Annotated in this window: 19 protein-coding genes; 17 read left to right on the top strand and 2 right to left on the bottom strand. The window is 42.2% G+C overall.

Annotation, left to right across the window (positions count from 1 at the left end; genetic code table 11):
• Positions 1-90: 90 nt before the first annotated feature.
• Together INP83_RS15845 and INP83_RS15850 are read left to right on the top strand one after the other, a co-directional pair.
• Positions 91-2,421 carry a penicillin-binding protein 1A gene (locus INP83_RS15845; protein ID WP_219125032.1) on the top strand — a complete coding sequence of 777 codons (2,331 nt, stop codon included), beginning with the start codon at positions 91-93 and terminating at the stop codon, positions 2,419-2,421.
• 61 nt (positions 2,422-2,482) lie between these two features.
• Positions 2,483-5,710 carry a DPP IV N-terminal domain-containing protein gene (locus INP83_RS15850; RefSeq protein ID WP_219125033.1) on the top strand — a complete coding sequence of 1,076 codons (3,228 nt, stop codon included), beginning with the start codon at positions 2,483-2,485 and terminating at the stop codon, positions 5,708-5,710.
• Positions 5,711-5,795: 85 nt separating this feature from the next.
• Here INP83_RS15850 and INP83_RS15855 read toward each other — a convergent pair whose 3' ends face one another.
• Entirely contained in the window at positions 5,796-6,155 is a 360-nt protein-coding gene (locus INP83_RS15855; RefSeq protein ID WP_255563171.1) for a GIY-YIG nuclease family protein, read from the bottom strand.
• Between the two features lie 85 nt (positions 6,156-6,240).
• On the opposite strand from INP83_RS15855, the gene INP83_RS15860 reads away from it, so the two are divergent.
• From INP83_RS15860 to INP83_RS15885, 6 genes are all read left to right on the top strand, one after another.
• Positions 6,241-7,020, top strand: a complete 780-nt coding sequence (locus INP83_RS15860; RefSeq protein ID WP_219125034.1) for a LexA family transcriptional regulator — start codon at positions 6,241-6,243, stop codon at positions 7,018-7,020.
• Between the two features lie 88 nt (positions 7,021-7,108).
• Positions 7,109-7,459: a Spy/CpxP family protein refolding chaperone gene (locus tag INP83_RS15865; RefSeq protein ID WP_219125035.1), complete on the top strand. Its 351-nt coding sequence runs from the start codon at positions 7,109-7,111 to the stop codon at positions 7,457-7,459.
• A gap of 90 nt (positions 7,460-7,549) precedes the next feature.
• Positions 7,550-8,647 carry an 8-amino-7-oxononanoate synthase gene (locus tag INP83_RS15870; protein ID WP_219125036.1) on the top strand — a complete coding sequence of 366 codons (1,098 nt, stop codon included), beginning with the start codon at positions 7,550-7,552 and terminating at the stop codon, positions 8,645-8,647.
• On the top strand, positions 8,637-9,248 hold the full coding sequence (bioD, locus tag INP83_RS15875; RefSeq protein ID WP_219125037.1) for a dethiobiotin synthase: 612 nt from the start codon (positions 8,637-8,639) through the stop codon (positions 9,246-9,248). Before INP83_RS15870 ends, bioD begins: the two co-directional genes overlap by 11 nt.
• Before the next feature lie 26 nt (positions 9,249-9,274).
• Positions 9,275-10,168 carry a 3-hydroxybutyryl-CoA dehydrogenase gene (locus tag INP83_RS15880; protein ID WP_370630623.1) on the top strand — a complete coding sequence of 298 codons (894 nt, stop codon included), beginning with the start codon at positions 9,275-9,277 and terminating at the stop codon, positions 10,166-10,168.
• Between the two features lie 183 nt (positions 10,169-10,351).
• Complete coding sequence (locus INP83_RS15885; protein WP_146271574.1) at positions 10,352-10,645, top strand: YXWGXW repeat-containing protein; 294 nt, start codon at positions 10,352-10,354, stop codon at positions 10,643-10,645.
• A gap of 107 nt (positions 10,646-10,752) precedes the next feature.
• Here the strand turns inward: INP83_RS15885 and argS are convergent, their stop codons facing one another.
• Complete coding sequence (gene argS / locus INP83_RS15890) at positions 10,753-12,519, bottom strand: arginine--tRNA ligase (protein ID WP_219125039.1); 1,767 nt, start codon at positions 12,517-12,519, stop codon at positions 10,753-10,755.
• 157 nt (positions 12,520-12,676) lie between these two features.
• On the opposite strand from argS, the gene INP83_RS15895 reads away from it, so the two are divergent.
• The 9 genes from INP83_RS15895 to INP83_RS15935 all read left to right on the top strand — a co-directional run bounded on the left by INP83_RS15895 (position 12,677) and on the right by INP83_RS15935 (position 24,831).
• On the top strand, positions 12,677-14,119 hold the full coding sequence (locus tag INP83_RS15895; RefSeq protein WP_219125040.1) for an arginine deiminase family protein: 1,443 nt from the start codon (positions 12,677-12,679) through the stop codon (positions 14,117-14,119).
• A gap of 79 nt (positions 14,120-14,198) precedes the next feature.
• Positions 14,199-15,119 carry a citrulline utilization hydrolase CtlX gene (ctlX, locus tag INP83_RS15900; RefSeq protein ID WP_219125041.1) on the top strand — a complete coding sequence of 307 codons (921 nt, stop codon included), beginning with the start codon at positions 14,199-14,201 and terminating at the stop codon, positions 15,117-15,119.
• 185 nt (positions 15,120-15,304) lie between these two features.
• Positions 15,305-16,699, top strand: coding sequence for an arginine decarboxylase (locus INP83_RS15905; RefSeq protein ID WP_146270917.1), 1,395 nt, complete (start codon positions 15,305-15,307; stop codon positions 16,697-16,699).
• Positions 16,700-16,839: 140 nt separating this feature from the next.
• Positions 16,840-18,228, top strand: a complete 1,389-nt coding sequence (locus INP83_RS15910) for a sigma-54 dependent transcriptional regulator (protein ID WP_146270915.1) — start codon at positions 16,840-16,842, stop codon at positions 18,226-18,228.
• Positions 18,229-18,293: 65 nt separating this feature from the next.
• Complete coding sequence (locus INP83_RS15915) at positions 18,294-19,742, top strand: TonB-dependent receptor (protein WP_219125042.1); 1,449 nt, start codon at positions 18,294-18,296, stop codon at positions 19,740-19,742.
• Positions 19,743-19,805: 63 nt separating this feature from the next.
• Complete coding sequence (locus INP83_RS15920) at positions 19,806-20,321, top strand: DinB family protein (RefSeq protein ID WP_219125043.1); 516 nt, start codon at positions 19,806-19,808, stop codon at positions 20,319-20,321.
• 91 nt (positions 20,322-20,412) lie between these two features.
• On the top strand, positions 20,413-22,044 hold the full coding sequence (locus tag INP83_RS15925) for a hypothetical protein (protein WP_219125044.1): 1,632 nt from the start codon (positions 20,413-20,415) through the stop codon (positions 22,042-22,044).
• Between the two features lie 54 nt (positions 22,045-22,098).
• Positions 22,099-23,886 carry a translation elongation factor 4 gene (lepA, locus tag INP83_RS15930; RefSeq protein ID WP_219125045.1) on the top strand — a complete coding sequence of 596 codons (1,788 nt, stop codon included), beginning with the start codon at positions 22,099-22,101 and terminating at the stop codon, positions 23,884-23,886.
• Positions 23,887-23,949: 63 nt separating this feature from the next.
• Complete coding sequence (locus INP83_RS15935) at positions 23,950-24,831, top strand: bifunctional 5,10-methylenetetrahydrofolate dehydrogenase/5,10-methenyltetrahydrofolate cyclohydrolase (RefSeq protein ID WP_219125046.1); 882 nt, start codon at positions 23,950-23,952, stop codon at positions 24,829-24,831.
• Positions 24,832-24,947 lie beyond the last annotated feature (116 nt).

Below are 24,947 nucleotides of genomic sequence, written 5' to 3' on the forward strand. Positions count from 1 at the left end.
AACTTAAAATTTACTTGTTAAAATTGCGTTGTTTACTTTTGGCAGCCGCCCTGGCTATGAATTGGGCGTATTATTTTACATCTTTATCCAATGTTCAAAGAAATAAAGAACCGGTACTTAAGATATTTCGCAATCTTTGTTTACGCTATCATCATATTTTTCTGTGCTATTGAACTGAACTTTCTTTGGCTGTTTGGTTACTCGCCTGATATGAAGGACATCAAGCAACCTTCTATGTCGCTGGCTTCAGAAGTTTACACCGCCGACGGGAAATTGATCGGCCGCTTTTATAAAGAGAACCGTTCCCCTGTTGAATACAAAGCTATTTCACCCAATATCATCCACGCCCTTGTAGCTACTGAAGACGCGCGTTTTTACAAGCATAATGGTGTAGACTTTATTGGCTTTTTCGGCAGTTTACTATCAACTGCAAAAGGCGACCGCCGTGGTGGTAGTACTATTACACAGCAGTTAGCCAAAAACCTTTTTAGTACCCGCAAACGCAAATCACAGGGTATTATAAGGCACATACCTGTGCTTAAAACCATTGTTTTTAAATGTAAGGAATGGCTTACAGCGTTTAAGATAGAGCGCCAGTACAGCAAGGAAGAAATCTTAACGCTTTATTTGAATACCGTCCCTTTTGGTAACAATACGTTCGGGATTAAGACGGCTACTTTACGCTATTTCAATAAGATGCCGAATGCCGTTAACCCGGCAGAGGCTGCTACGCTTATAGGTATGCTTAAGGCTACATCAACCTATAACCCGCGTACCAACCCAGCGAGATCACTAGAACGCCGCAATGTGGTTTTAAGTCAGATGACCAAATATGGCTATTTAAAACCAGAGGATTACAAAGCCGAAGCAGCTAAACCTATCGGTCTTGATCTGAGTTATATTGACAACACAGGCGCAGGCGATTCTTATTTACGCCATGCTGTTGAAAAATGGCTGGACAAGTGGTGTAAAGACAATGGCTATGACCTCTACGAAGATGGATTGAAGATCTACACCACCATCGATTCTAAACTGCAGCAATACGCCGAAGAAGCTGTAGACCAGAAGATGAAGATGCTGCAAAAGCGTTTCAATAATCTTTGGGGCAACAAAAACCCATGGCGGGATAGTAAAGGCGTAGAAATAAAAGATTTTATATTGAAGAATGAACAGCGCCTACCTATTTACAAACTTTTAAACAAAAAATACAACGGCGATACTACCAAAATAAACGACTATTTTACTAAAAAGAAGCGGATGACAGTGTTTACCTGGAAAGGCGACCAGGACACTACTTTCTCAACTGTCGACTCGATAAAATATTACGCTAAAATACTGAATACCGGCATGATGACTATGGAACCATCAACCGGAAAAATTAAAGTTTGGGTGGGCGGTATTAACCATAAATACTTTAATTACGACCACGTTAATCAGGCTAAACGCCAGGCAGGTTCAACATTTAAGCCTTTCGCTTATGTAACCGCGCTTGATAACGGTTTTACACCTTGCGATAAATTTACCGACAAACCCGTCACCATCAAATTTAAGGATGAGGGCAAAGATGATGTATGGGAACCTAAAAATGCTGATTTCCACTTCTCCTACCGCGAAATGTCTTTACGTTGGGCAATGGGTAAATCTGTAAACTCTATTACCGCGCAGGTTACCGAACATGTGGGCTGGGATAAAATTGTGCAATATGCCCATAAGATAGGTATTGAGAGTTACCTTAAGTCGGTACCATCGGTTTCTTTGGGTTCAAACGATGTGTCTGTTTACGAAATGGTACGCGCTTACAGCACGTTCCTGAACAAAGGAGAAAAAGTAGACCCTATTCTTGTTGAAAAGATTACCGACCAGGATGGCGATGTGATAAAAGAATTTAAGCTTAAATCTGAGCGTGTGCTAAGCGAAGAAACGGCTTGGCTGATGCTTTACATGTTCCGCGGTGGTATGGAAGAACCGGGCGGTACTTCCCAAGCGCTTTGGGAATATCCGGGCCTTTGGAAGAAAAACAACCAGATAGGCGGTAAAACAGGTACATCATCAGATTATGTAGATGGCTGGTACATGGGTATCACAAAAGACCTGGTAACCGGTGTTTGGGTAGGTGCTGATGACCGAAGCGTGCACTTTACCTCATCAGAAACGGGCGAAGGTTCACATACCGCACTACCAATTTTTGGCGCCTTTATGGAGAAGGTATACGCTGATCCAAATTCGGGTTACACATACGGGCCGTTCCCAAAACCCTGGGTAAAGATAACTAAGCAGTATAATTGTCCTTCACCAATTATACGCGAGGAAGAAACAACAAGCGACAGTACGGAAATGCCTATGGACACAACAGCAGCACCTGTTACAACACCGGCTCCCGAAGAAACCGCACCTGAAAGCAATCCACCACAATCTAATTAGTAAGCAGGGTTTAATTATCAGTTGCGTTTTTAATAAATTTACCGGATCCTTAACTCACTGTATGAATAAACGTTACCTCTATCTGTTGAGCGTTAAACATATTATAGCATTGCTGTGCCTGTTTATGGCAGTAATTTTTTGCAACTCGGCAAAAGCCCAATACTTTGGACAAAACAAAGTCCGCTATAAAAACCTGGATTTCAAGGTTTATAAGACCCCGCACTTCGAGATCTATTATTACATGAAAAATGATAGCCTAATTAAGCGGTTTGCACAGGAAAGCGAGTTGTGGTACACTCTGCATCAACAAATATTCAGGGATACATTTAACAGGCCAAACCCTATCATTCTTTACGCTAATCACCCTGATTTTCAGCAGACCACTGCTATTGATGGGGAAATTGGTGTTGGTACCGGTGGCGTTACCGAAGGTTTAAAGAACCGTGTAGTAATGCCGATAATGGAAACCAACCAAACCACGCGGCATGTTTTAGGGCACGAGTTGGTGCACGCTTTTCAATACCATATCCTCTTAGGCCGCGACTCATCAAATGCAGAGAATATCGGCAACCTGCCGTTATGGATGGTTGAGGGTATGGCCGAATACCTGTCCATAGGTAAAAAGGATGCGTATACAGCCATGTGGATGCGCGATGCCTATCTTAACAATGATATCCCTACGGTAAAGGCCCTTACCGAGAGTAACAAGTATTTCCCGTATCGTTACGGCGAAGCTTTTTGGTCGTTCCTGGGTTCTACATATGGGGATACTATCATTGTTCCGTTTTTTAAGAATGTCGCACGCTTTGGTTTGCAATACGGTATACGCCGCACGTTTGGTTACGATGATAAAACGCTTTCTAAATTGTGGCAAAACTCCATTACCAATACCTACAAACCATTATTGAAAGATACAGTTCAAAAACCTGTTGGTTTAAGAATTATAGATGATAAAGTAGGCGGCGATCTTACCGTTGCGCCGTCTGTAAGTCCGGATGGAAAATACCTGGCCTTCCTGTCTTCAAAAAACCTGTTCAGTATTGATCTTTTCCTGGCAGATGCAAAAACAGGCCGCATAATAAAACAGCTCACCAGTAAAACATCAAACACGCATATTGATGAATTTAACTTTATAGAATCTGCCGGTACATGGTCTCCGGACGGACGTAAATTTGCGTTCAGTGTATTTGCCAAAGGCCGAAACAGGATGCTTGTGGTAAGTGTGCCTGATGTCCGCACAATTGATGATGTATCGATGGGGAAAGCCGAACAATTCAGTAACCTTTCATGGTCGCCGGACAGAAAGAGCGTAGTTTTCCAGGGTATGTCTGAAGGGCAGAGCGATCTTTATCTTTATAATTTCGATAGCAAACAGGTTAAACAGCTTACCAACGATAAATACTCTGATTATCAGCCCAATTTTTCTAAGGACGGAAAAAAGATAATTTTCAGCAGTGATAGAGCAACTTATGATAAGTCGTTATCGCAGGCTATAACGTTTGACTTAGCAGAACTGGATATTGCTACCGGCAAAGTGACCAACATCAAAGTATTTGATGGTGCCAACAATCTTAACCCGCAATACTCGTCTGATGGTTCGCAGGTATACTTTTTATCCAATCGCGATGGCTTCCGCAACCTTTACCGTTACACCTTCGCCAACGGCAAAGTTGAACAGCTTACTGAATTGTTTACCGGTATTTGCGGTATTACAGAGTTTTCGCCTGCGTTGAGTGTTTCTAATAACAATGATGTTGTTTATTCTTACTACCGGGCTCAAAAATATTCGGTTTACAACGCAAAGGTATCGGATTTTAAATCGGTAACGGTTGATCCCAACAGCATGGATTTCACGGCAGCTTTGCTTCCACCTCCCAAAGCTGTAGGTGTTGACCTGATAAACAGTAACCTGAATAATTATTTAGCTTACCGAAAGATCCCGGTGGATTCAATAAAGTCTATTCCTTACCGCCCTAAGTTTAAACTTGATGCCTTGGCCAGCAGTGGTGTTGGTGTGGGCGTAAACAGCGTTTACGGCGCCGGTTTATCAAGCGGCATACAAGGTGTGTTTAGTGACATTTTGGGGAGAAACAAGATCTACGCAGGTGCTGCCGTTAATGGTACTATATATGATTTTGGAGCTTCATTTTTATACTTACACCAAAAAGGCCGCTGGACATTTGGTGCAGGGGTGTCACATATTCCGTATCAATCCGGCTTTTACGGTTATGATTTTACAACCCGTTCCATAAATGGTAAGGACGTTCCTGTTTACGAAGAAAAGACGGATATCATTCGCACATTTGAAGATGCGGTGCAAGGTGTGGCCTCCTACCCTTTTTCAAGAACTTTACGCGCCGAATTTGGTGCAACCGCATCACGTTATTCATACCGTGTTGACAGGTACAGCAGTTACTACAGCTACGTGACCGGTCAGGATGCTAATGGCAATCAGTTCACCACCATCGGAAACCAGGTAGATTTCCAAAAGCGAAAAATATCCCGCGAAGAGTTTCTGTCAGAAAATGGGATTGATCTAAGGGCTTTCCAGATCTATGCTGCAAGTGCTGCATTAGTTGGCGATAATTCCTATTTCGGTATAGCCGCGCCGCTGGGTGGTCACCGTTTCCGGCTTGAGGCTGAATATAACGTAGGTACTTACAAGTTCTTCTCTCCAACCGTCGACCTGAGAGAATATGTGCGGGTAGCGCCGGTTACCTTTGCTGCCAGATTATATGGCTACGGGCGCTTTGGAAATACAAGTAACAACTTATATCCACTGTATTTAGGTTATCCTTTCCTGATACGTGGTTATGAGTCGCAGACATTTTATAACTCAAACAAACCAAACACTAACGGATTTACGATAGATCAGTTATCGGGTAGCAGAATTGCAGTTGCAAATTTCGAGATGCGTTTACCATTTACGGGCCCGGAGAAATTGGCGGCTATAAAGTCTAAATTTTTGTTTACCGACCTTAACCTGTTTTTTGATGCAGGCTTGGCGTGGAACGGCGGGAACGAGATCAAGTTTCAGCGCGGGCCAGATGCGATAGGTCAACAGCCGCTTACTGATCAAAATGGCAATCCGGTAAAAGACGCCAACGGTAATGTATTAACGCAGACTATATATAACACTAATCAGCGTGTGCCTGCGTTAAGCGCAGGTATCTCACTAAGGATGAATTTGTTTGGCGCAATAATACTTGAACCTTATTATGCCATACCATTTAACCGTAGTGATATTAAAGGTGGCGTATTTGGCTTAAACTTTACACCTGGTTGGTAGAAAGTTATGAAGCATTTTATACAGTTAAGGCGTTCATCATGATCGCCTTTTTTATTTTAGGTACCGTGTAGATCAATAAATTTAATTACGCTACCGCTCTTCTGCTGGGTTGTATGGAGGGACGGCTGTAAAGCGTTGGCCTTGTTCTTTGTCCGCTTTCGTATTTAAGGCCTGCAGTAAGATCTATCCAGTCAGTATTAACCGCGCGGATCATTTTCTCTTTTTGCGGGCGTGTAAAAGTACTTAGAACCTTAAAGCGCTCCATGGCCTGTTCTTCGGTGTTTATCTCTTCAAAATATACTAATCTATTTAGCTGTTGAGCACTGTCAAAAAACAAGGTTGGCATATCACCATAAAATTTAATGGTTTTTAAAAGATCTGTGCACATTCCTACGTGTAAATTCTTGCGGTTTCTGTCTGTGATGATATATACGAACCTCTTCATTTGGTAAAAAAATTTGCTGATTGTAAAATAATTGCTAACTTTATGAGCATAAAATTACTAAACATTTTAGCATTTCCAAATTTTTATGTCAAAAATTTCATCAAATATTAAATTTCTTAGGAAAAAGAAAGGGCTAACACAACAGCAATTTGCTGACCAGGTGGGTATAAAACGTTCATTAGTAGGTGCTTATGAAGAAGAGCGTGCAGAGCCTAAATATGAATTACTAAAACAGTTAGCAATATTTTTTGACATATCAATTGATGATTTTATCAACGAAACCATTGATGAGAAATGGGCGCCAAAACCAAAAGGCAATCCTGCAAACCTAAGAGTGCTAAGCATTTCTGTAGATAAAGATGACAATGAGAACATAGAACTTGTGCCTATGAAGGCGAGCGCCGGCTACCTTAATGGCTATGCTGATCCTGAATTTGTAGCGCAACTACCTAAGTTCTACCTGCCAATGTTTAAGCAAGGCACCTACCGTGCTTTTGAGATAAAAGGTGATTCAATGCTGCCTTTACAATCAGGCACTATTATCGTCGGCGAATACCAGGAGAATTGGTCTGATGTAAAGGTTGGCGAAACTTACGTATTCATTACTAAAAGTGATGGTGTGGTTTACAAACGTGCGGGTAATAAATATAAGGAAGGCCGCAAGCTAAAGCTGATATCAGATAACACTGTGTATGACCCTTACGAGATAGATGCAGAAGACCTGCTGGAGGTTTGGAAGGCCAAAGCCTATATCTCTACCCATTTGCCTCAGCCTACGCCGGAGCCAACAATGGAAAGCCTCACCAGCATGATGGCGCAGATGCAACGCTCAATAGCAAATCTTAACAATAAGGATGTTAACTAATTACAGCAACAATTAAGTTACATGGCTGCAGGTTAAACTAATGCCAGCTATCTTTATCATACTATCATTTAAAACAAAAAACATAGAGATGAAAAAGATTATGATGATCTGCTTGCTGGTATTAGGTGTATCGGCAGTTAGCCACGCTCAAGGCCGTATGAGAATGAGCCCTGAGGAGCGTGTTAAGCAAATGAAAGAAAAATTAAACCTTACTGACGACCAGACAACTAAAATTACCGCCATTTACCAGGCACAGGCAAAATCAATGGATAGCCTGCGAAATGCAGGTGGCGATATGCGCAGCCAGATGCGCCCAATGATGCAGTCCACTAATGATAAAGTGAAAGCCATTTTAACCCCGGAGCAAGCTGCAGCATGGCAAAAAGAAATGGATGAGCGCCGAGCCCGTATGCAAAATGCTGGCGGTCAGTCCAACTAATATTAAATTAGCTTATAAAGAGCGGCCTTAGTGCCGCTTTTTTTATTTTAGCACAAATTTTGAAAAGATTTGTCCAAAGCGTTAACATATATGCAGTCCAAATTGGAGCAGCGCGCTGCCATGGGTTCATTACGTTCGCTAAAGTCCGAAAGCAGTCTGATAGATTTTTGCTCTAATGATTACCTGGGTTTTGCACGCTCCATAGAATTAAAGGAGTTGATTAGAAAAGAAACAGACGGTAATCACGCTTTAAACGGTTCAACAGGTTCTCGTTTAATATCCGGTAATTTAAAATATACCAAAGAACTCGAAAAGCAGATCGCAGAATTTCACAACGCTGAAGCCGGCTTACTTTTTAATTCAGGTTATGATGCCAATATAGGGTTATTCTCTTCCCTGCCGCAAAAAGGTGATACCATTTTACATGACGAGCTTATCCACGCCTCTATAATTGATGGTGCCCGCTTAAGTTTAGCCAATCGGTACAGCTTTAAGCATAATGATGTTGGCAGCCTTGAAGCAAAGCTTAAGGTGGCCAAAGGAAATTGCTATGTTGTAGTCGAGAGCGTTTATTCTATGGATGGTAATGAGCCGCCTTTACAAGAGATCGTTGAATTGACAGCTAAATACCAAGCCAATTTAATTATTGATGAGGCACATGCTGTTGGCCTGTACCCTGCCGGTTTAATAAGCCATCTGGGTTTGGAGGATAAAGTTTTCGCACGTGTCGTAACATTTGGTAAAGCCATGGGTGTACACGGAGCCGTTGTATTAGGGACTGATCTGATGCGCAACTATTTGATCAACTTTGCACGATCTTTTATCTACACAACTGCCGCTTCTTTTAATCAAGTGGCGTCTATTAAGATGGCTTATGAGCTTTTAAATCAATCAGAAGAAACGGTGCAGCGTTTAAAAGCTAACATTGCTTTGTTTAAACAACATGTTTTTTCTTCGGCACTTATAGAAAGTAATAGTGCGATACAATGTATTGTTTTGTACAGTAACGATAAGGCAAAAGCGGCTGCAATGTCTTTACAACATGAAGGCTTTGACGTGAGGGCGATCATGAGCCCAACCGTACCATTAGGCGCAGAACGCATACGTATTTGTTTGCATGCCTTTAATACTGCAGAAGAAATAATCAAGGTAGCATCAGCTATAAATATTATTATAAATGAGCAATAAAATATTTGTGACCGGTATTGGCACCGGGATTGGTAAAACATTGATCTCTGCCATTTTAGTTGAGAAATTAAAGGCTGACTATTGGAAACCGATACAATCCGGCGATCTGCATGACTCAGACACGCTAAAAGTAAAAAGCCTGGTAAGTAATGATAAAACGATTTTTTATAACGAGGCTTATCGCTTAACGCAACCCTATTCACCGCATAAATCTGCGGCTTTGGATGGGATAACCATTGACGAAAAAACTATTATTGCCCCCCAAACTGAAAACACCTTGCTGATAGAAGGCGCGGGCGGTTTAATGGTGCCGCTAAATGGCCACGCCATGATCATTGATCTGATAAAACAATTGGATGCATCGGTTATACTGATTTCTCAAAATTATTTGGGCAGCATTAATCACACTTTATTGTCTGTCGAGGCATTGAAAAGCAGAAATATCAACATAAAAGGCATTATTTTTAATGGTGAAAAAAATGCATCTACGGAAGATTACATCATTGATTACACGGGTCTGCCCCATCTTGGTCGTGTGCCTTCGTTGGAAACCATCGATAAGCTTACAATAATTGATGCAGGGAACTACATTTCGTTATAAATTAAGGATGTTTGTGTAAACCAATGATGAGCATGAAAAACATTACAGTTATCGGATCGGGCACTATGGGTAACGGCATTGCGCATACATTTGCGCAAAATGGCTTCAGCGTGTCGCTTGTTGATATCAATGAAGCTGCACTGCAAAGAGCGCTGCAAACCATTGCCGGTAACCTTGATCGCCAGATTAAAAAAGGGACTATAGATGAACGAGTAAAAACCACTACACTCGCTAACATCAAAACCTATACTGATGTGGCAGAAGGCGCTGCTCATGCCGATCTGGTTGTTGAAGCTGCAACCGAAAATCGGGATATAAAACTCAAACTTTTTAAACAGCTTAGTGAAATTTGCAAGCCCGAATCTATCCTGGCATCAAATACATCATCCATATCAATTACTGAAATAGCCGCAGTTACCAGCAATCCTGCCAATGTGATTGGTATGCACTTTATGAACCCGGTGCCTGTGATGAAACTGGTAGAGGTGATACGTGGGTATGCTACAACTGATGCTGTGACCAAAACCATAATGGAATTATCGTGCCAACTGGGTAAAGACCCTGTTGAGGTGAATGATTATCCCGGCTTTGTGGCCAACCGGATATTAATGCCGATGATAAACGAGGCCATTTACACCTTATTTGAAGGCGTGGCCGGTGTAAATGAGATAGATACAGTAATGAAATTGGGTATGGCCCACCCTATGGGCCCGCTGCAACTGGCTGATTTTATTGGCCTTGATGTTTGCCTTGCCATATTGAAAGTGTTGCACAACGGCTTTGGCAATCCAAAGTATGCGCCTTGTCCGCTTCTTGTAAATATGGTTACCGCTGGCCACCTTGGCGTTAAAAGTGGAAGCGGTTTTTACCAGTATGCTGCAGGTAGTAAAGAACTTGTAGTAGCTGAGAAATTTGCATAAGTGGCATTAACCGCGCGGTGATAACAAAATTCAAAGTATCTTAAATCGATAATTGCCGTTTTAATGATGCCTCCCGTAACAAATTGCTGGCTATTTTTGATTCCTGCTTGTTAACTTTAAATCCCAGCTATCAATTTAAACCATTTTATTTCTTAAACGTCTTATATTCAAATTACATCACAGATGAAGACGATAGAAAAATTTGGATTTGTGGCAGCAATAGCGGGGTCGCTGTTCTTGTCATCATGTGCCAGCGACTATTATGTAGCCGATCAGCCTGTTGAGCCAGTTTATGTACGCCCCGCTCCACCTTATGCCGGTGCTTATTGGGTACCCGGAGAATGGGCATACCGCCGTAACAGGTATGTATACGTAAACGGTTACTACACCCGCCCACACCCTAACCGTGTTTATGTACAAGGCAGTTGGTACCGCAGCAATCGTGGTTATGCCTGGCGCAGAGGACACTGGAGATAATTTGTACGAGATAAAGAGTTAGAGTCAAAATTTTAACTTTTAAAAAAAAGTCCCTTGCTTACCGCAAAGGACTTTTTTATTGTCTTATTTTTCTTGAATCTATAAAATCACATTCGTTCTGGTACTTCTATTCCTAAAAGTTTCATACTTCGATTAATAACGTTTGCCGTTGCTGCAGATAATTGCATCCTAAATTGTTTAAGATCTTCTGTTTCGGCCTGGTTTATGGATTTTTCATGGTAAAACTTATTATAGTTTTTAGCCACCTCATAAACATAGTTAGCAATTACAGCCGGACTATGCCCCTTAGCTGCCTCTATTATAGTTTCCGGGAACTTTGTTAAGCTAACGATCAGATCACGCTCTACACCATCTAACTCGTTGGTTAGCGTAGGCGTTGCCCCGGTGTAACCTGCTTTAGCCAAAACAGACTTGATACGTGCGTGCGTATATTGGATAAATGGACCTGTATGACCTTGAAAATCTACAGACTCATTAGGATCAAATAACAGGCGCTTCTTGGGGTCTACCTTTAGCAGGAAATACTTTAGAGCACCCATACCGATGGTGTGGTACAAGGCATCTTTTTCACTGTCTGATAAACCTTCAACTTTGCCTGCTGCATCCGTTTGTTCTTTGGCCGTGCTGTACATATCAGCCATCAGGTCGTCTGCATCAACAACTGTTCCCTCCCTGGATTTCATTTTTCCCGACGGAAGATCGACCATGCCGTATGACAGATGGTTCAACCCTTTTGCCCAGCTCTTACCTAATTTATCAAGGATGAGGAACAGTACTTTAAAATGGTAATCCTGCTCGTTGCCCACCACGTAAATAGACTCATCCATGTGGAAGTCGTTGTATTTAAGTTGTGCGGTGCCCAGATCCTGGGTAATATAAACCGAAGTACCATCAGTACGAAGAACCAGCTTTTGATCAAGGCCATCCGCTGTAAGATCTATCCAAACAGAGCCATCTTCCTTTTTAAAGAAAACACCTTTTTGGAGGCCTTCTTCAACTATATCTTTACCTAAAAGGTAAGTATCGCTTTCGTAATAATATTTATCAAAGCTTACGCCTAAGGCTTTGTAGGTTTCAGCAAAACCATCGTAAACCCAGCCATTCATCGTTTTCCAAAGGCTGATCACTTCTTCGTCTCCAGCCTCCCATTTCTGCAACATTTCCTGCGCTTGCTTTATCAAAGGGGCATTTTTCTTAGCTTCCTCTTCAGTCTGCCCTTCTTCAATCAGCTCGATTATTTGTTGTTTATAAGCCTTATCGAACCATACGTAATATTTACCGGCAAGGTGGTCACCTTTTAAGCCAGAGCTTTGTGGTGTTTCACCATTCCCGAACTGCTGCCAGGCCAGCATACTTTTACAGATGTGGATACCCCTGTCATTAACCAGGTTAGCCTTTATTACCTCATAACCAGCCGCAGACAAAATCTCAGAAAGTGAAAAACCTAACAGGTTATTACGAATGTGCCCAAGGTGCAGCGGTTTGTTGGTATTTGGCGATGAATACTCAACCATCACTTTTTTGCCGTTCGGTTTCGCAACTGCAAAATCATCAGTAAGGATAGTATTATTTAGCTGCGCCACCCAATACTCATCGGCTATGGAAATATTAAGGAAGCCTTTTATAACGTTGCAAGATGCTACTTCGTTAACGTTAGCATTTAGATATTCACCTATCTCGGTACCGGTTTGCTCAGGTCCTTTGCGCGATACTTTTGTAAATGGAAACGTAACTACGGTTACCTGCCCTTCAAACTCCTTGCGGGTTTCCTGCAGGTTTACAGCATTAGCATCAATATCGGTTTGATACAGGTCCTTAACGGCTTTAATAACGGCCTCAATAATAAAATCCATCGCGCAAAATTAATAATTTGTTTGGTTCATGGTTCATGATAATAGTTCATGGTTAAGATAACGTGACAATGCATTGCTAAGAACAACTAACCATCAACTATGAACTGCTATCCTCTCGGCAAAATTTCCTAACTTTGTTAGTGAACATAACCTATTTATGCTGCCTGTAAACAACGATTTTAAACTTGATGTAACCTCTGAAATTGGTAACCTTAAAGCATTACTTGTACACAGCCCAGATAGCGGCCTTGGTAAAGTGGTGCCATCTAAAGCACAGGATTGGTTGTTTGAGGACATTGTTCACCTGGAAACCATGCGCCGCAAGGAGTACGATTATTACATTAAGTTATTGATGTATTTCCTTGATCCAGATAAGATTAAAGGCAAACTGAGCGAAATCGACAGCGCCGCAAGCGATCGGGCCTTTTTTAAACCGGACAATGCCGGTTTTCACAATTCTGATAAGGTGATCGAGATTCAAACCCTGCTAAGTGATATACTGAAGCAGGTTGATATTCGAAAGAAATTGGTGGCTTCGGTCTGCGCGATAGAGAATTGCACCTATCGTTTGCAATTGCAATTAATAGATACCGATCCCGTTGAATTGGCCAAGATATTTATCTCCGGTTCGTTAAACGATGATACCATGATCTTTGCGCCTATCCCTAACTTGATATTTACACGGGACATTGGCATTGCCATCAACAATTTTATGTTGCTGAACAAGCCGGCGAAAAAGGCCCGCTCACGAGAAACTTTGCTGGTACGCTATATTTTCTTTAACCACCCGTTGTTTGCAGCATATCGTGATAACATACTGGAAATACCTGACACCGTGCAGCATTTTTTACGCCCGGGCGAAGAACAAGAGCAAAAAACCACACTTGAGGGTGGCGACGTAATGATGGTTAGTCCGCAGCATTTGTTGATAGGCTGTAGCGAGCGTACCTCAATAAGCGGTGCCAATGAAGCTATAAAGCTGCTGTTTGCGAATAACGTGGTAAACAAGGTTACCGTTGTAAAAATACCGCACAAACGCGATTACATGCATATTGATACGGTGTTTACTCAGGTTAAACGTAACACATGGGTAATGCTAAAATCTTTATCTATTACTGAGCCTGCACAATCAGAACATGAACCCATCAATTGGTTTGCCGACAAAAAAGATAAAGATAAGCCGGAAATAGTGCAATTTGAGAACGGCCAAAAGCCACGCACTTTTGATAGTCTTGAAGACCTTTTAACAGACATAAGTAAAAATGACCTGGGCTGCGCCGGCGATGTGAAATTTATTTATTCTGGTAACAACGAGTTTCCTTTTGATGCCCGTGAGCAATGGACAGATAGCTGTAATTTGCTGGCGTTAAAAGACGGCGTTGTATTAGGCTACGATCGTAATAACAAAACTGTTGAAGCTTTTAAAAAGAATGGCTTTAAAGTGCTCAATGTAAAATCAGTTTTACAAAAGCTGGAGAACGATGAGCTTGATCCTACGACTATGAAAGACACGCTGATACTAATGCCCTCGGCGGAGCTTTCTCGCGCACGCGGTGGTTTCCATTGTATGAGTATGCCATTGACGAGAGAAGCAATTTAATAATTGGTTCACTGGTTCAATAGTTCATTGGTCTTTTCAAAATGCTATTAACCTAATACACCAATAAACAAATGAACTAATGAGCCAAAGTACATCCAATATATTGATGATCCGTCCGGTAGCATTCGGTTTTAATGCTCAAACGGCAGAAAGTAACGCCTTTCAGAATAAGGATGACGACCAACAAGCAGTACAGCGAAAAGCGATAGCTGAGTTTGACAACTTCGTACAGATACTTCGAGATAATGGCGTAAATGTTATCGTGATAAATGATACACCTGAACCGCATACACCTGATTCCATATTTCCCAACAACTGGGTTTCGTTTCACGATAATGGCGATATTATCCTTTACCCAATGCAAGCCGAAAATCGGAGGCTGGAGCGCCGTGAGGATATCATCGGGCAATTAGAGGAAAGCTTTGCGGCTAAACACGTGATAGATCTAAGTCGTTTTGAACAGAAGAATGAGTTTTTAGAAGGCACGGGGAGTATGGTGTTAGACAGGCCAAATAAAATTGCCTACGCCTGTTTATCGCCACGTACTAACGCGGAAGTGTTAAAAGCATATTGTGATTATACAGGCTATAAAGCGGTAACTTTTGACGCCTTTGACCAGAATGGACAAGCCATTTACCACACCAATGTGCTTATGGCCTTGGGCACCGCATTCGCAGTTATTTGTTTAGATAGCATCAGTGATACGTCTGAAAAAGAACTTGTTATAAAATCACTACAAGATGCGGGAAAGGAAATTATCAATATTACTTTCGACCAGATGAACCACTTTGCCGGTAATATGCTGGAAGTGAAAAACACATCCGGCAATACGCTTATCGTAATGTCAAAGGCTGCATTTGATTCGTTGACTTCGGGACAAAAAAGCGCTCTTGAAAAATATGGCAAGTTGGTTTATGCTGATATAAGCACCATTGAAACCAATGGTGGCGGCAGCGCCAGGTGTATGATGGCAGAAGTGCATTTGCCCTCAATTGACTAAGGGTATATAAGTCTTTGAAAAAAATTTGCGCCACTGCGTTCGCAATACCTTTATAAGGCGCCAGGTTGCTAAACTAATAACGTAAATTTCCATCACTAATAAATTACATTGTACCTATAATTTGCCGCAAATTTTTTGGCAAATAATCCGTTAAAAAATTACATTTTTGCCAAAAAAATCAGAGAATGCAGAGTTACCAGGAATTTCTTGATCTGAGCGTTGGTTTTCCACAGGAAGGTTTTGAGATAATAGAGGACGAATTATACTTTAACGACCTCAATTTGATGGAGATGATTGAAACGTATGGCACTCCCCTGCGCTTCACTTACCTGCCCATGATCAGCAAGAAGATACAGCAGGCTAAACTGCTTTTTCAGCAGGCTATCATAAAAAACAACTATCGCGGTAGCTATAAGTATTGCTACTGTACCAAAAGCTCGCACTTTAAGCATATCGTAGAAGAAGCGCTACGCAATGATATCCACCTGGAAACATCATCAGCTTTTGATATGCCGATGATAGATGCTTTGGAGAAGAAAGGCGCCTTAACAAAAGACATGACTGTTATTTGTAACGGCTTTAAAACTTTCCAATACAAGCAGTACATTATTGATATGCTCCACGATGGTTTCCATAACATTATACCTGTTTTGGACAACAAGGAAGAATTTAATCTCTACGATGATGAAGTCGAATTAGATACGCCATGTAACCTGGGTATACGCATAGCGGCTGAGGAACAACCTGACTCGCAGTTTTACACTTCGCGCCTTGGTGTGCGTATGGAAGATGTGATAGATTTCTATCACAACAAAATAGAAAACAACCCAAATTTCCAGGTTAAGTTGCTGCACTTCTTTATCAACTCAGGTATTTCAGATACACCTTATTACTGGAACGAGCTGGAGAAATATGTAACGCTTTACTGTAAATTCAAAAAGGTTAATCCGCATTTGGATACTTTGGATATTGGTGGCGGCATGCCTTTTAAAGACTCGCTGGTGTTTGATTTTGATTACGAGTACATGATCAACGAGATCGTGAGCCGTATTAAAGAGATCTGCGCCGAACATGACACTATTGAACCGGATATTATTACTGAGTTCGGTAAATATACTGTTGCAGAGGCTTCCGGCATTTTATATAAAGTGCTTGGTCGTAAACAACAGAACGACAGAGAGAAATGGCTGATGCTGGATGGCTCGTTCATTACCAACCTGCCTGATGTTTGGGCGTTAAATCAAAAATACATTCTGTTACCAATCAACAATTGGGATAGTGAATACGAGCGCGTTAACCTCGGTGGTATAACCTGCGACGGGCAGGATTATTATAACCAGGAAGCACATATGAACAGCGTGTACATGCCTAAGACACGTAAGGTGCAGTACCTTGGTTTCTTTAACACCGGTGCCTACCAGGAAGTATTGAGCGGTTATGGTGGTATACACCATTGCCTGCTGCCATCTCCTAAGCATGTAATTATACGCCGCAATCGTGATGAAACCTTTAATTTTGAGGTTTTTGGCGAAGAACAGAACAGTAAGCAAGTATTGAAGATATTAGGTTATACCACTTAAGATTTGCATAATCTTCATAAAAAGCACTGCATTTTGCGGTGCTTTTTTGTTTTTAAGCCGCAAAATAAACGGTGTTTAAAAAACTATACATTTTTTATATTAGTCGCAAAACATTACGCCTAAAAAACAGTTTACAACACATGGCTAAAATCTTAATCATCGATGATGAAAGGGCTATCCGCAGCACCCTTCGCGAGATACTTGAATACGAAGACTACACAGTTGAAGATATAGACAACGGGATTGATGGTCTTGAGCTGATCCGCAAGAATGACTACGACCTTGTACTGTGCGATATTAAAATGAACCGGATGGACGGCATGGAGGTATTGACCGAAGGCCTGCTCATTAAACCAGATCTGCCTTTTATAATGATATCAGGCCATGGCACGGTTGAAACTGCTGTTGAAGCCAGCAAAAAAGGTGCGTTTGACTTTATTTCTAAACCACCAGATCTTAACCGTCTTTTAATCACCGTACGCAATGCATTAGACCGCGGTAGTTTGGTTGTTGAGACCAAAACGTTAAAACGCCGTGTATCAAAGGTCCGCCCTATCCTTGGCGAATCTCAGGCTATATTACGCATCAAAGAAACTATTGAACGTGTTGGCCCTACAGATGCACGGGTACTGGTTACCGGTGCCAATGGTAGTGGTAAAGAGCTTGTAGCCCGTTGGCTGCACGAAAAATCGAACCGTTCAAACGGGCCTATCATCGAAGTAAATTGTGCTGCTATTCCATCAGAATTGATCGAGAGTGAATTATTTGGACACGAGAAAGGTTCGTTCACGTCAGCTATCAAGCAACGCATTGGTAAATTTGAATCTGCAAACGGTGGAACGCTATTCCTCGATGAAATTGGCGACATGAGCCAATCTGCACAGGCGAAAGTATTGCGCGCTTTGCAGGAAAGCAAAATAACCCGTGTGGGTGGCGAAAAAGAAATAGATGTAGATGTACGCGTTGTTGCGGCAACTAACAAAGACCTGCTTAAGGAGATTGAAGACGGTAATTTCCGTATGGACTTGTATCACCGTTTAAGCGTTATTCTTATACACGTACCGCCATTGGTGGAGCGTAAAGATGATATCCCATTGCTTACGCAAAGCTTCCTGGACGAAATATGTAACGAGTACGGCATGCCTACTAAAAAGATCTCGGAAGCTGCCCTTGAGGAGATGAAGAGATTGCCTTGGACAGGTAACATACGCGAGTTAAGGAACATGGTAGAGCGTTTAATCATCCTTAGCGATAAGACCATTACTGATGGCGACGTTAGGGCTTTTGCTAACCCTTCTGCCCCGGTCACCGCTTCTGCCGCTGCCGAATCTGCTGCAGCTGCACCGCAGACAGACTATGATAAATTCACTAACTTCCAGGAATATAAAGATTACGCAGAACGCGAATACATCAAATTTAAGCTGGAGAAAAACAACTGGAACGTATCCAAAACCGCTGATGATATTGATATACAGCGTAGCCACCTGTATAGCAAGATAGAGAAGTTTGGTTTAAAACGAGGCGAATAAATAAAACATTTGGCTGCGAAGCCCGGTAGTAATATCGGGCTTTTTTATTTTGGTAACTTTGCATTATGGCTACATCCGCTACAAACGATATCCACAGAAAAGACATCAGTACGAAGCAAAAAGCGCTAACCGTTAACCTCGACCCCAAAATATACGGCTCCTTTGCGGAGATAGGCGCCGGGCAGGACGTTGCTGCGCATTTTTTTAAAGCCGGTGCCGCTGCAGGTACTATCGCCAAAACCATGTCAGCTTATGACATGATATTTTCCGACTCCATTTATGGGGTTCAGCAGGCCCGCAGGTATGTAAGCGAATCTCGCCTGATATCAATGCTTAACCATGAATATAGCCTGGTGATGGAAAGGCTATCTGCCATGCGTGGCGAAACTACTACCTTTTTTGCCTTTGCGGCAACCTTTGCTGCGCTCAATTATCATAAAACTAATGATGGCCACGGGTGGATGGGTCTGCGCTTCCAGATGGAGCCAAATGGTGATTTTCATGATGTGATTATCCACGTTAATTTGTTAGATAACGACAACAACCTGCAGCAGCAGGCAGCCGGGATATTAGGCGTTAACTTAATGTACGCCTGCTTTTATTATAAAGACCACCCAACGGTTTTCCTTGAATCATTGATGGATGATCTGAGCAGGGATCGTATACAGATCGATATGATCCGCTTTGAGGGGCCCGGCTTTGATAAGATAGATAATCGCCTGATGAGCTTGCATTTAGTTACATTAGGTTATACTGATGCTGCATTGTTTGGCCCGGATGGGAAAAACCTGCAACCATCAGAAGTACTGTACAAAAAACATGTGGTAGTTGTTCGTGGCCGTTTCAGGCCTTTGATCAACGTGCATCTGGATATGATCAACACCGGAGTAGAAAAATTCATGTCAGAGCCGGACATAGACAGGGATAAAGTTACCTTGATAACTGAACTTACGCTGCAGGCCTTAAAAGAGCGCGACGCAGATGATACTGCTGAAATCGACGAAAAAGACTTTCTGGATCGTGTAGACATCCTTTGTTCTTTGGGACAAACGGTATTGATCTCCAACTTTCATCAATATTACAAGTTGGTGTCTTACCTATCGAAAATTACAAAGCTAAAGTTGGGCGTAGTTTTAGGTTACCCCAACCTTGAATATATCTTTTCAGAAAACCATTACAAAAACCTTCCGGGTGGTATTTTACAGGCATTCGCAACATTATTCAGTCGGGAGGTTAAGTTGTTCATCTATCCTACCCTTCGCGATGGCGAAATATGGAATAGTAAGAAATTCTCCTTGCCACCCCACCTCATCGATCTTTACGAATATCTGCTTGTCAACAATAAAATTGAGGACATTGAGAACTATAATAAGAATAATTTGCAGGTAGAAACAGATAGCGTATTGGAGATGGTTAAAGCCAATCAGGCCGGTTGGGAAGATCACATGCCGGTAGAAGTTTCGGCCATGATAAAAATGAGGAACCTGTTTGGCTACGGCACAAAAAACGAATAAGTTTCAGGGGATTGTTGTTATCTTAGTTAACGAAAACTAAATTCACCTAACAGACTAACAATCATGAAAAAATTATCACTTGTGCTGGTAATGCTATGCTTTGCCTGCACCTCGTTTGCACAAATGACCAAAGACCAGATAGTGGCCGAGTGGCAGCGCGCTAAAAAATACACCCAAGCCTATCTGGATGCTATGCCTGCAGATGGTTACACATTTAAACCAACGCCTGAAGTGCGCTCATTTGCAGGCCAGATGCTTCACCTGGCAAACGCCAATTACTTTTTCTTAAGCACTATTGCTGGTAAACCTGTAGATATGAAAAATGATCTTGAGAAAAACACCCCACCTACCAAAGAGGCAGTTACCAAAGCGGTTAATGATAGCTATGATTTTGCTATCAACGCTATACAGGGCATGACGGAGGATCAATTTAAACAAGAAGTTAGCATGGGTAAAATGAAAACGACAAAGGGTGTTTTACTGGCCAAAGCCTTTGAACACCAAACACACCACCGTGGCCAAACGACGCCTTATCTGCGTTTAAAGGGCGTTACTCCTCCTAACGAGATGTTGTTTTAAATTAAAGCATAAACTAATATTTGAAAGCCATGTTCTTAAACAGCACATGGCTTATTATTTGCATTTTCCGGCTAATAAACGAACACTTATAATGACATTTTCTGTTTGCTGCAAATATCTTTTCCCGCTTTCTGTTACGCTCATGAGCTTCTCGCGATGCCGATCGCAGCAGCCTGTTAAATTGGTAAAAGATACCGTTGCTGTTATCAAAGATAAACCGATTGCGGCATCAGATACTGCAGGTAAGCCACCGTTAAAAAACATGTTCGGCATTAACGCTTACGAATGGAATTTTGAGGAAAATCCCAAAGCGCCAAATGATCGTAACCATATTTACGAAGAGAACATGGCCATCATCAAGAGCTTTAGCGCTGTGCGCCATTACTTAAACTGGAACAAGTTAGAAAACACGATGGGCGATTACACCTACAATCCAACAAACAATGGCAGTTGGTATTACGATGTAATGTATGAGCGCTGCAAGAACGATGGGATATTGGTTTTGGCGGACCTTAAGAACCTGCCGGTTTGGGTGATGAATACATATCCCGAGGATGATCGCGACGATGAGAATGTACCAGCTTATTACAAGGCTGATCGAAGTAAGCCTGCGTCCTACATCGATCAGGCGCGCACAGCGTTTCAGTTTGCAGCAAGATATGGCTCAAACACAGCTATTGACCCTAAATTAGTTAAAGTTGATAGTAAGCCGCGCTGGACTAATGACGTAGTTAATACCGTTAAGATTGGGTTGGGCTTGATCAAATACATTGAATGCAACAACGAGCCCGACCGCTGGTGGAAAGGTGACAAAGCAACCCAAACACCGGAAGAGTATGCTGCTAACCTTTCAGCCTTTTACGATGGGCATAAACACACGCTTGGCGCAGATGCAGGCGTAAAGACCGCAGACCCTAACATGCGGGTGGTAATGGGCGGGCTTGCCACCGCAGACACTAATTACGTAAAGCGAATGATCGCCTGGTGCAAAAAGTTTCGTGGTGTAAAGTCGGATGGTAGCGTTGACCTTTGCTTAGATATAATTAACTATCACTTATATGCCAATAATGGGAGTGTTTTTACACACCAACGCGCAAGTAATGGTATGGCGCCCGAGCTTACAGAATCTGGCCGTGTGGCAGATGGATTTGTGAAACTGGGCAACAAAATGAAGCGCCCGGTTTGGTTAACCGAGACGGGGTATGATATAAATCCTGAAAGTTACCAGCACGCACCGGCAATTGGCAAAAAATCGGCTCTGCTTACTCAAGCCGATTGGACTTTACGCAGTGCATTACTTTACATGCGACATGGCATTGATCGTTTATTCTTTTACCAGCTATTTGATGCTGCACCGAATAACTCCGGCCAGTACATGACATCCGGCCTTGCAGAAAGCCTCAAACGTCGCCCTGCCGCAGATTACGTTTTGCAAGCGGGCAAGCTTATGGGCAATTACAAATACGTTAGTACAATTAACGCCGATCCTTTGGTAGATAAATATATATCAGATAAGAGCATTATTTATGTACTTACTGTGCCAGATCAAAAAGGCAGAACTGCTGATTATACCCTGCCTGTTGCAAAAGCTTCGAAAATCAACTTATATACACTAATGCCCGGCGCTGACAAAATGGACAGCAAGGAAATAAACGTTATTGATGGAAAGCTAAAGATTACGGTAACAGAAACGCCGCAGTTTGTTCAATTCAGCACCAATTAAATCTGCTTGGAGGTATGCCAATTTATCCGCTTAAAAACGTACTTTTGCGGCTGAATGAAGCACATCCGTAACTTTTGTATTATTGCACATATTGACCACGGTAAAAGTACCCTTGCCGATAGGTTGTTAGAATATACCAATACCATTACCCAGCGCGAAGCACAGGCCCAACTACTTGATGATATGGACCTTGAGCGCGAACGTGGTATAACCATTAAAAGCCACGCCATACAAATGGATTACGAGCTTGATGGGCAGAAATACGTTTTAAACTTAATTGATACACCCGGCCACGTAGACTTTTCTTACGAGGTATCACGCTCAATTGCAGCCTGCGAAGGTGCGCTGTTGATTGTTGATGCATCACAAGGTATACAGGCGCAAACCATATCTAACCTTTATCTTGCTTTAGAAAATGATCTTGAGATCATTCCTGTTCTCAATAAAATGGACCTTCCCGGTGCTATGCCCGAAGAAGTTAAAGACCAGATAGTTGATTTGATTGGTTGCAAACGCGAGGATATTCTTGCGGCATCTGGCAAAACAGGCATGGGTGTGCATGATATTCTGCGTGCCGTTGTTGAGCGTGTCCCTGCCCCTGTCGGCGACCCGGATGCGCCGCTGCAGGCCTTGATCTTTGATTCGGTTTTCAACTCATTCCGCGGCATAATTGCATACTTCAAAGTAGTTAATGGTAAGATCCGCAAAGGGGATAAAGTTAAATTTGTTGCTACCGAGCGCCAATATAACGCTGACGAGATCGGTACTTTAAAACTGAATCAACTTGCCAAAGATGTTATCAAAACCGGCGATGTAGGTTATATCATCTCAGGCATCAAAGAAGCCAAAGAAGTAAAAGTTGGTGATACCATTACCAATGTCGATCGCCCTTGCGCTGCCGGGATACAAGGTTTCGAGGAGGTAAAGCCGATGGTGTTCGCGGGCATTTACCCCGTTGATACAGAAGATTACGAAGAGCTTCGCGAGTCGATGGCGAAGTTGCAGCTTAATGATGCCTCACTGGTTTTTGAACCGGAATCATCTGCAGCCTTAGGCTTCGGTTTCCGATGCGGTTTCCTGGGTATGCTGCACATGGAGATCATCCAGGAGCGTTTAGAGCGCGAGTTTAACATGACGGTTATTACAACCGTTCCCAACGTATCTTACATTGCATATACCACTAAGGGTGAAGAACTGCTGGTAAACAACCCAAGTGACCTGCCAGATCCATCCAAAATGGATTTTGTAGAGGAACCTTACATTAAAGCTACTATTATCACTAAATCGGAGTTTGTTGGCCCGGTAATGTCATTGTGTATACAGAAACGTGGTATGATCATCAATCAGTCGTACCTGACCTCAGATAGGGTTGAGCTTGTTTTTGAGATGCCAATGGGCGAGATCGTATTTGATTTTTATGATAAATTGAAAACTATCTCAAAAGGTTATGCTTCGTTTGATTATCATCAGATAGGTTACCGCCAGAGTGACCTTGTGAAATTGGATATCCGTTTGAATGCCGAACCGGTTGATGCATTATCATCATTGATACACCGCAGTAACTCATATGATTTTGGTAAAAAGATCTGCGAAAAGTTAAAGGAGCTTTTGCCCCGCCAACAGTTCGAGATCATTATACAGGCATCTATCGGTGCAAAAATCATAGCCCGGGAAACGGTAAAAGCTATGCGTAAAGACGTAACTGCTAAATGTTACGGTGGTGATATCTCGCGTAAGCGTAAATTATTAGAGAAACAAAAAGCCGGTAAAAAACGAATGCGCCAGGTAGGTAACGTAGAGATACCACAAAGCGCGTTTATGGCGGTACTGAAATTGGATTAAGAACTTATCGACGAAGGACAAAGGATTTTCTTTTGTCCTTCATCTTTTATCAATATTCACAAAATGCAATTACTCGACGGAAAATACGTATCGGAAAAACTTAAGGGCGAAATTGCCGAAGAGGCAGCTAAAATTTTGCAGCGTACCGGCCGTAAGCCTCACTTGGTGGCGGTTTTAGTAGGCCATGATGGCGGAAGCGAAACCTACGTTGCCAGCAAAATGAAAAATTGCGAAAAAGTAGGTTTTAAATCTACTTTAGTACGTTACGAGGACACAGTATCTGAAGAAGAACTGCTTGCAAAAGTAGCAGAGCTAAACGCCGATGCCGATATCGACGGTATTATTGTTCAACTTCCGCTTCCAAAACATATCGATCCTGAGAAGGTAACCGAACGCATTGATCCGAAAAAGGATGTAGACGGTTTTCATCCTGTAAACCTTGGCCGTATGCAACGCAATCTGCCTTCGTTTATCCCCGCTACACCTTATGGCATTACCTTAATGCTTAAAGAATATGGTATTGAAACAGCGGGCAAGCACTGTGTGGTAGTTGGCCGCAGCAATATCGTAGGTTCGCCTATGAGCATTTTGATGGCGCGTAACACTACACCCGGTAATTGCACAGTAACCATTTGCCACAGCCGCACCCCTGATATTAAAAAGTTCACGCTTGATGCAGACATACTTATAGTTGCTATCGGTAAAAAGAATTTTATCACTGCCGATATGGTGAAAGATGGTGTTGTTGTTGTTGACGTAGGCATGAACCGAGAAACCTCAACCACTACAAAGTCAGGCTTTAAACTTTATGGCGACGTCGATTTTGAAAATGTAGCACCGAAAGCTTCATGGATCACCCCGGTTCCGGGCGGCGTTGGTTTAATGACGATCATCGGCCTGCTTAAGAACACATTGGCTTCTGCGAATAAGGAAGTTTATCAATAAATTATTGCCTGTAATAACCGGCTCGCGACTGTTGTAGTAGAAGTTATGCGTAAGTTGATAAACTTTTGATTTACTGATTTTTGGAAAAAAAAACCGCTTTGGTTGTATATAATCCG

The sequence above is a fragment of the Mucilaginibacter sp. 21P genome, assembly GCF_019331605.1.
GTDB lineage: Bacteria > Bacteroidota > Bacteroidia > Sphingobacteriales > Sphingobacteriaceae > Mucilaginibacter > Mucilaginibacter achroorhodeus.

Excerpts from the sequence above, each read along its gene's own strand:
- INP83_RS15935 (WP_219125046.1), top strand. The coding sequence starts at position 23,950 with ATGCAATTACTCGACGGAAAATACGTATCGGAAAAACTTAAGGGCGAA.
- INP83_RS15905 (WP_146270917.1), top strand. The coding sequence starts at position 15,305 with ATGCAGAGTTACCAGGAATTTCTTGATCTGAGCGTTGGTTTTCCACAG.
- INP83_RS15845 (WP_219125032.1), top strand. The coding sequence starts at position 91 with ATGTTCAAAGAAATAAAGAACCGGTACTTAAGATATTTCGCAATCTTT.
- INP83_RS15865 (WP_219125035.1), top strand. The coding sequence starts at position 7,109 with ATGAAAAAGATTATGATGATCTGCTTGCTGGTATTAGGTGTATCGGCA.
- lepA (WP_219125045.1), top strand. The coding sequence starts at position 22,099 with ATGAAGCACATCCGTAACTTTTGTATTATTGCACATATTGACCACGGT.
- INP83_RS15860 (WP_219125034.1), top strand. The coding sequence starts at position 6,241 with ATGTCAAAAATTTCATCAAATATTAAATTTCTTAGGAAAAAGAAAGGG.
- INP83_RS15880 (WP_370630623.1), top strand. The coding sequence starts at position 9,275 with ATGAGCATGAAAAACATTACAGTTATCGGATCGGGCACTATGGGTAAC.
- INP83_RS15885 (WP_146271574.1), top strand. The coding sequence starts at position 10,352 with ATGAAGACGATAGAAAAATTTGGATTTGTGGCAGCAATAGCGGGGTCG.
- ctlX (WP_219125041.1), top strand. The coding sequence starts at position 14,199 with ATGAGCCAAAGTACATCCAATATATTGATGATCCGTCCGGTAGCATTC.
- INP83_RS15870 (WP_219125036.1), top strand. The coding sequence starts at position 7,550 with ATGCAGTCCAAATTGGAGCAGCGCGCTGCCATGGGTTCATTACGTTCG.
- INP83_RS15855 (WP_255563171.1), bottom strand. The coding sequence starts at position 6,155 with ATGAAGAGGTTCGTATATATCATCACAGACAGAAACCGCAAGAATTTA.
- INP83_RS15915 (WP_219125042.1), top strand. The coding sequence starts at position 18,294 with ATGGCTACATCCGCTACAAACGATATCCACAGAAAAGACATCAGTACG.
- INP83_RS15910 (WP_146270915.1), top strand. The coding sequence starts at position 16,840 with ATGGCTAAAATCTTAATCATCGATGATGAAAGGGCTATCCGCAGCACC.
- INP83_RS15850 (WP_219125033.1), top strand. The coding sequence starts at position 2,483 with ATGAATAAACGTTACCTCTATCTGTTGAGCGTTAAACATATTATAGCA.
- bioD (WP_219125037.1), top strand. The coding sequence starts at position 8,637 with ATGAGCAATAAAATATTTGTGACCGGTATTGGCACCGGGATTGGTAAA.
- INP83_RS15895 (WP_219125040.1), top strand. The coding sequence starts at position 12,677 with ATGCTGCCTGTAAACAACGATTTTAAACTTGATGTAACCTCTGAAATT.
- argS (WP_219125039.1), bottom strand. The coding sequence starts at position 12,519 with ATGGATTTTATTATTGAGGCCGTTATTAAAGCCGTTAAGGACCTGTAT.
- INP83_RS15920 (WP_219125043.1), top strand. The coding sequence starts at position 19,806 with ATGAAAAAATTATCACTTGTGCTGGTAATGCTATGCTTTGCCTGCACC.
- INP83_RS15925 (WP_219125044.1), top strand. The coding sequence starts at position 20,413 with ATGACATTTTCTGTTTGCTGCAAATATCTTTTCCCGCTTTCTGTTACG.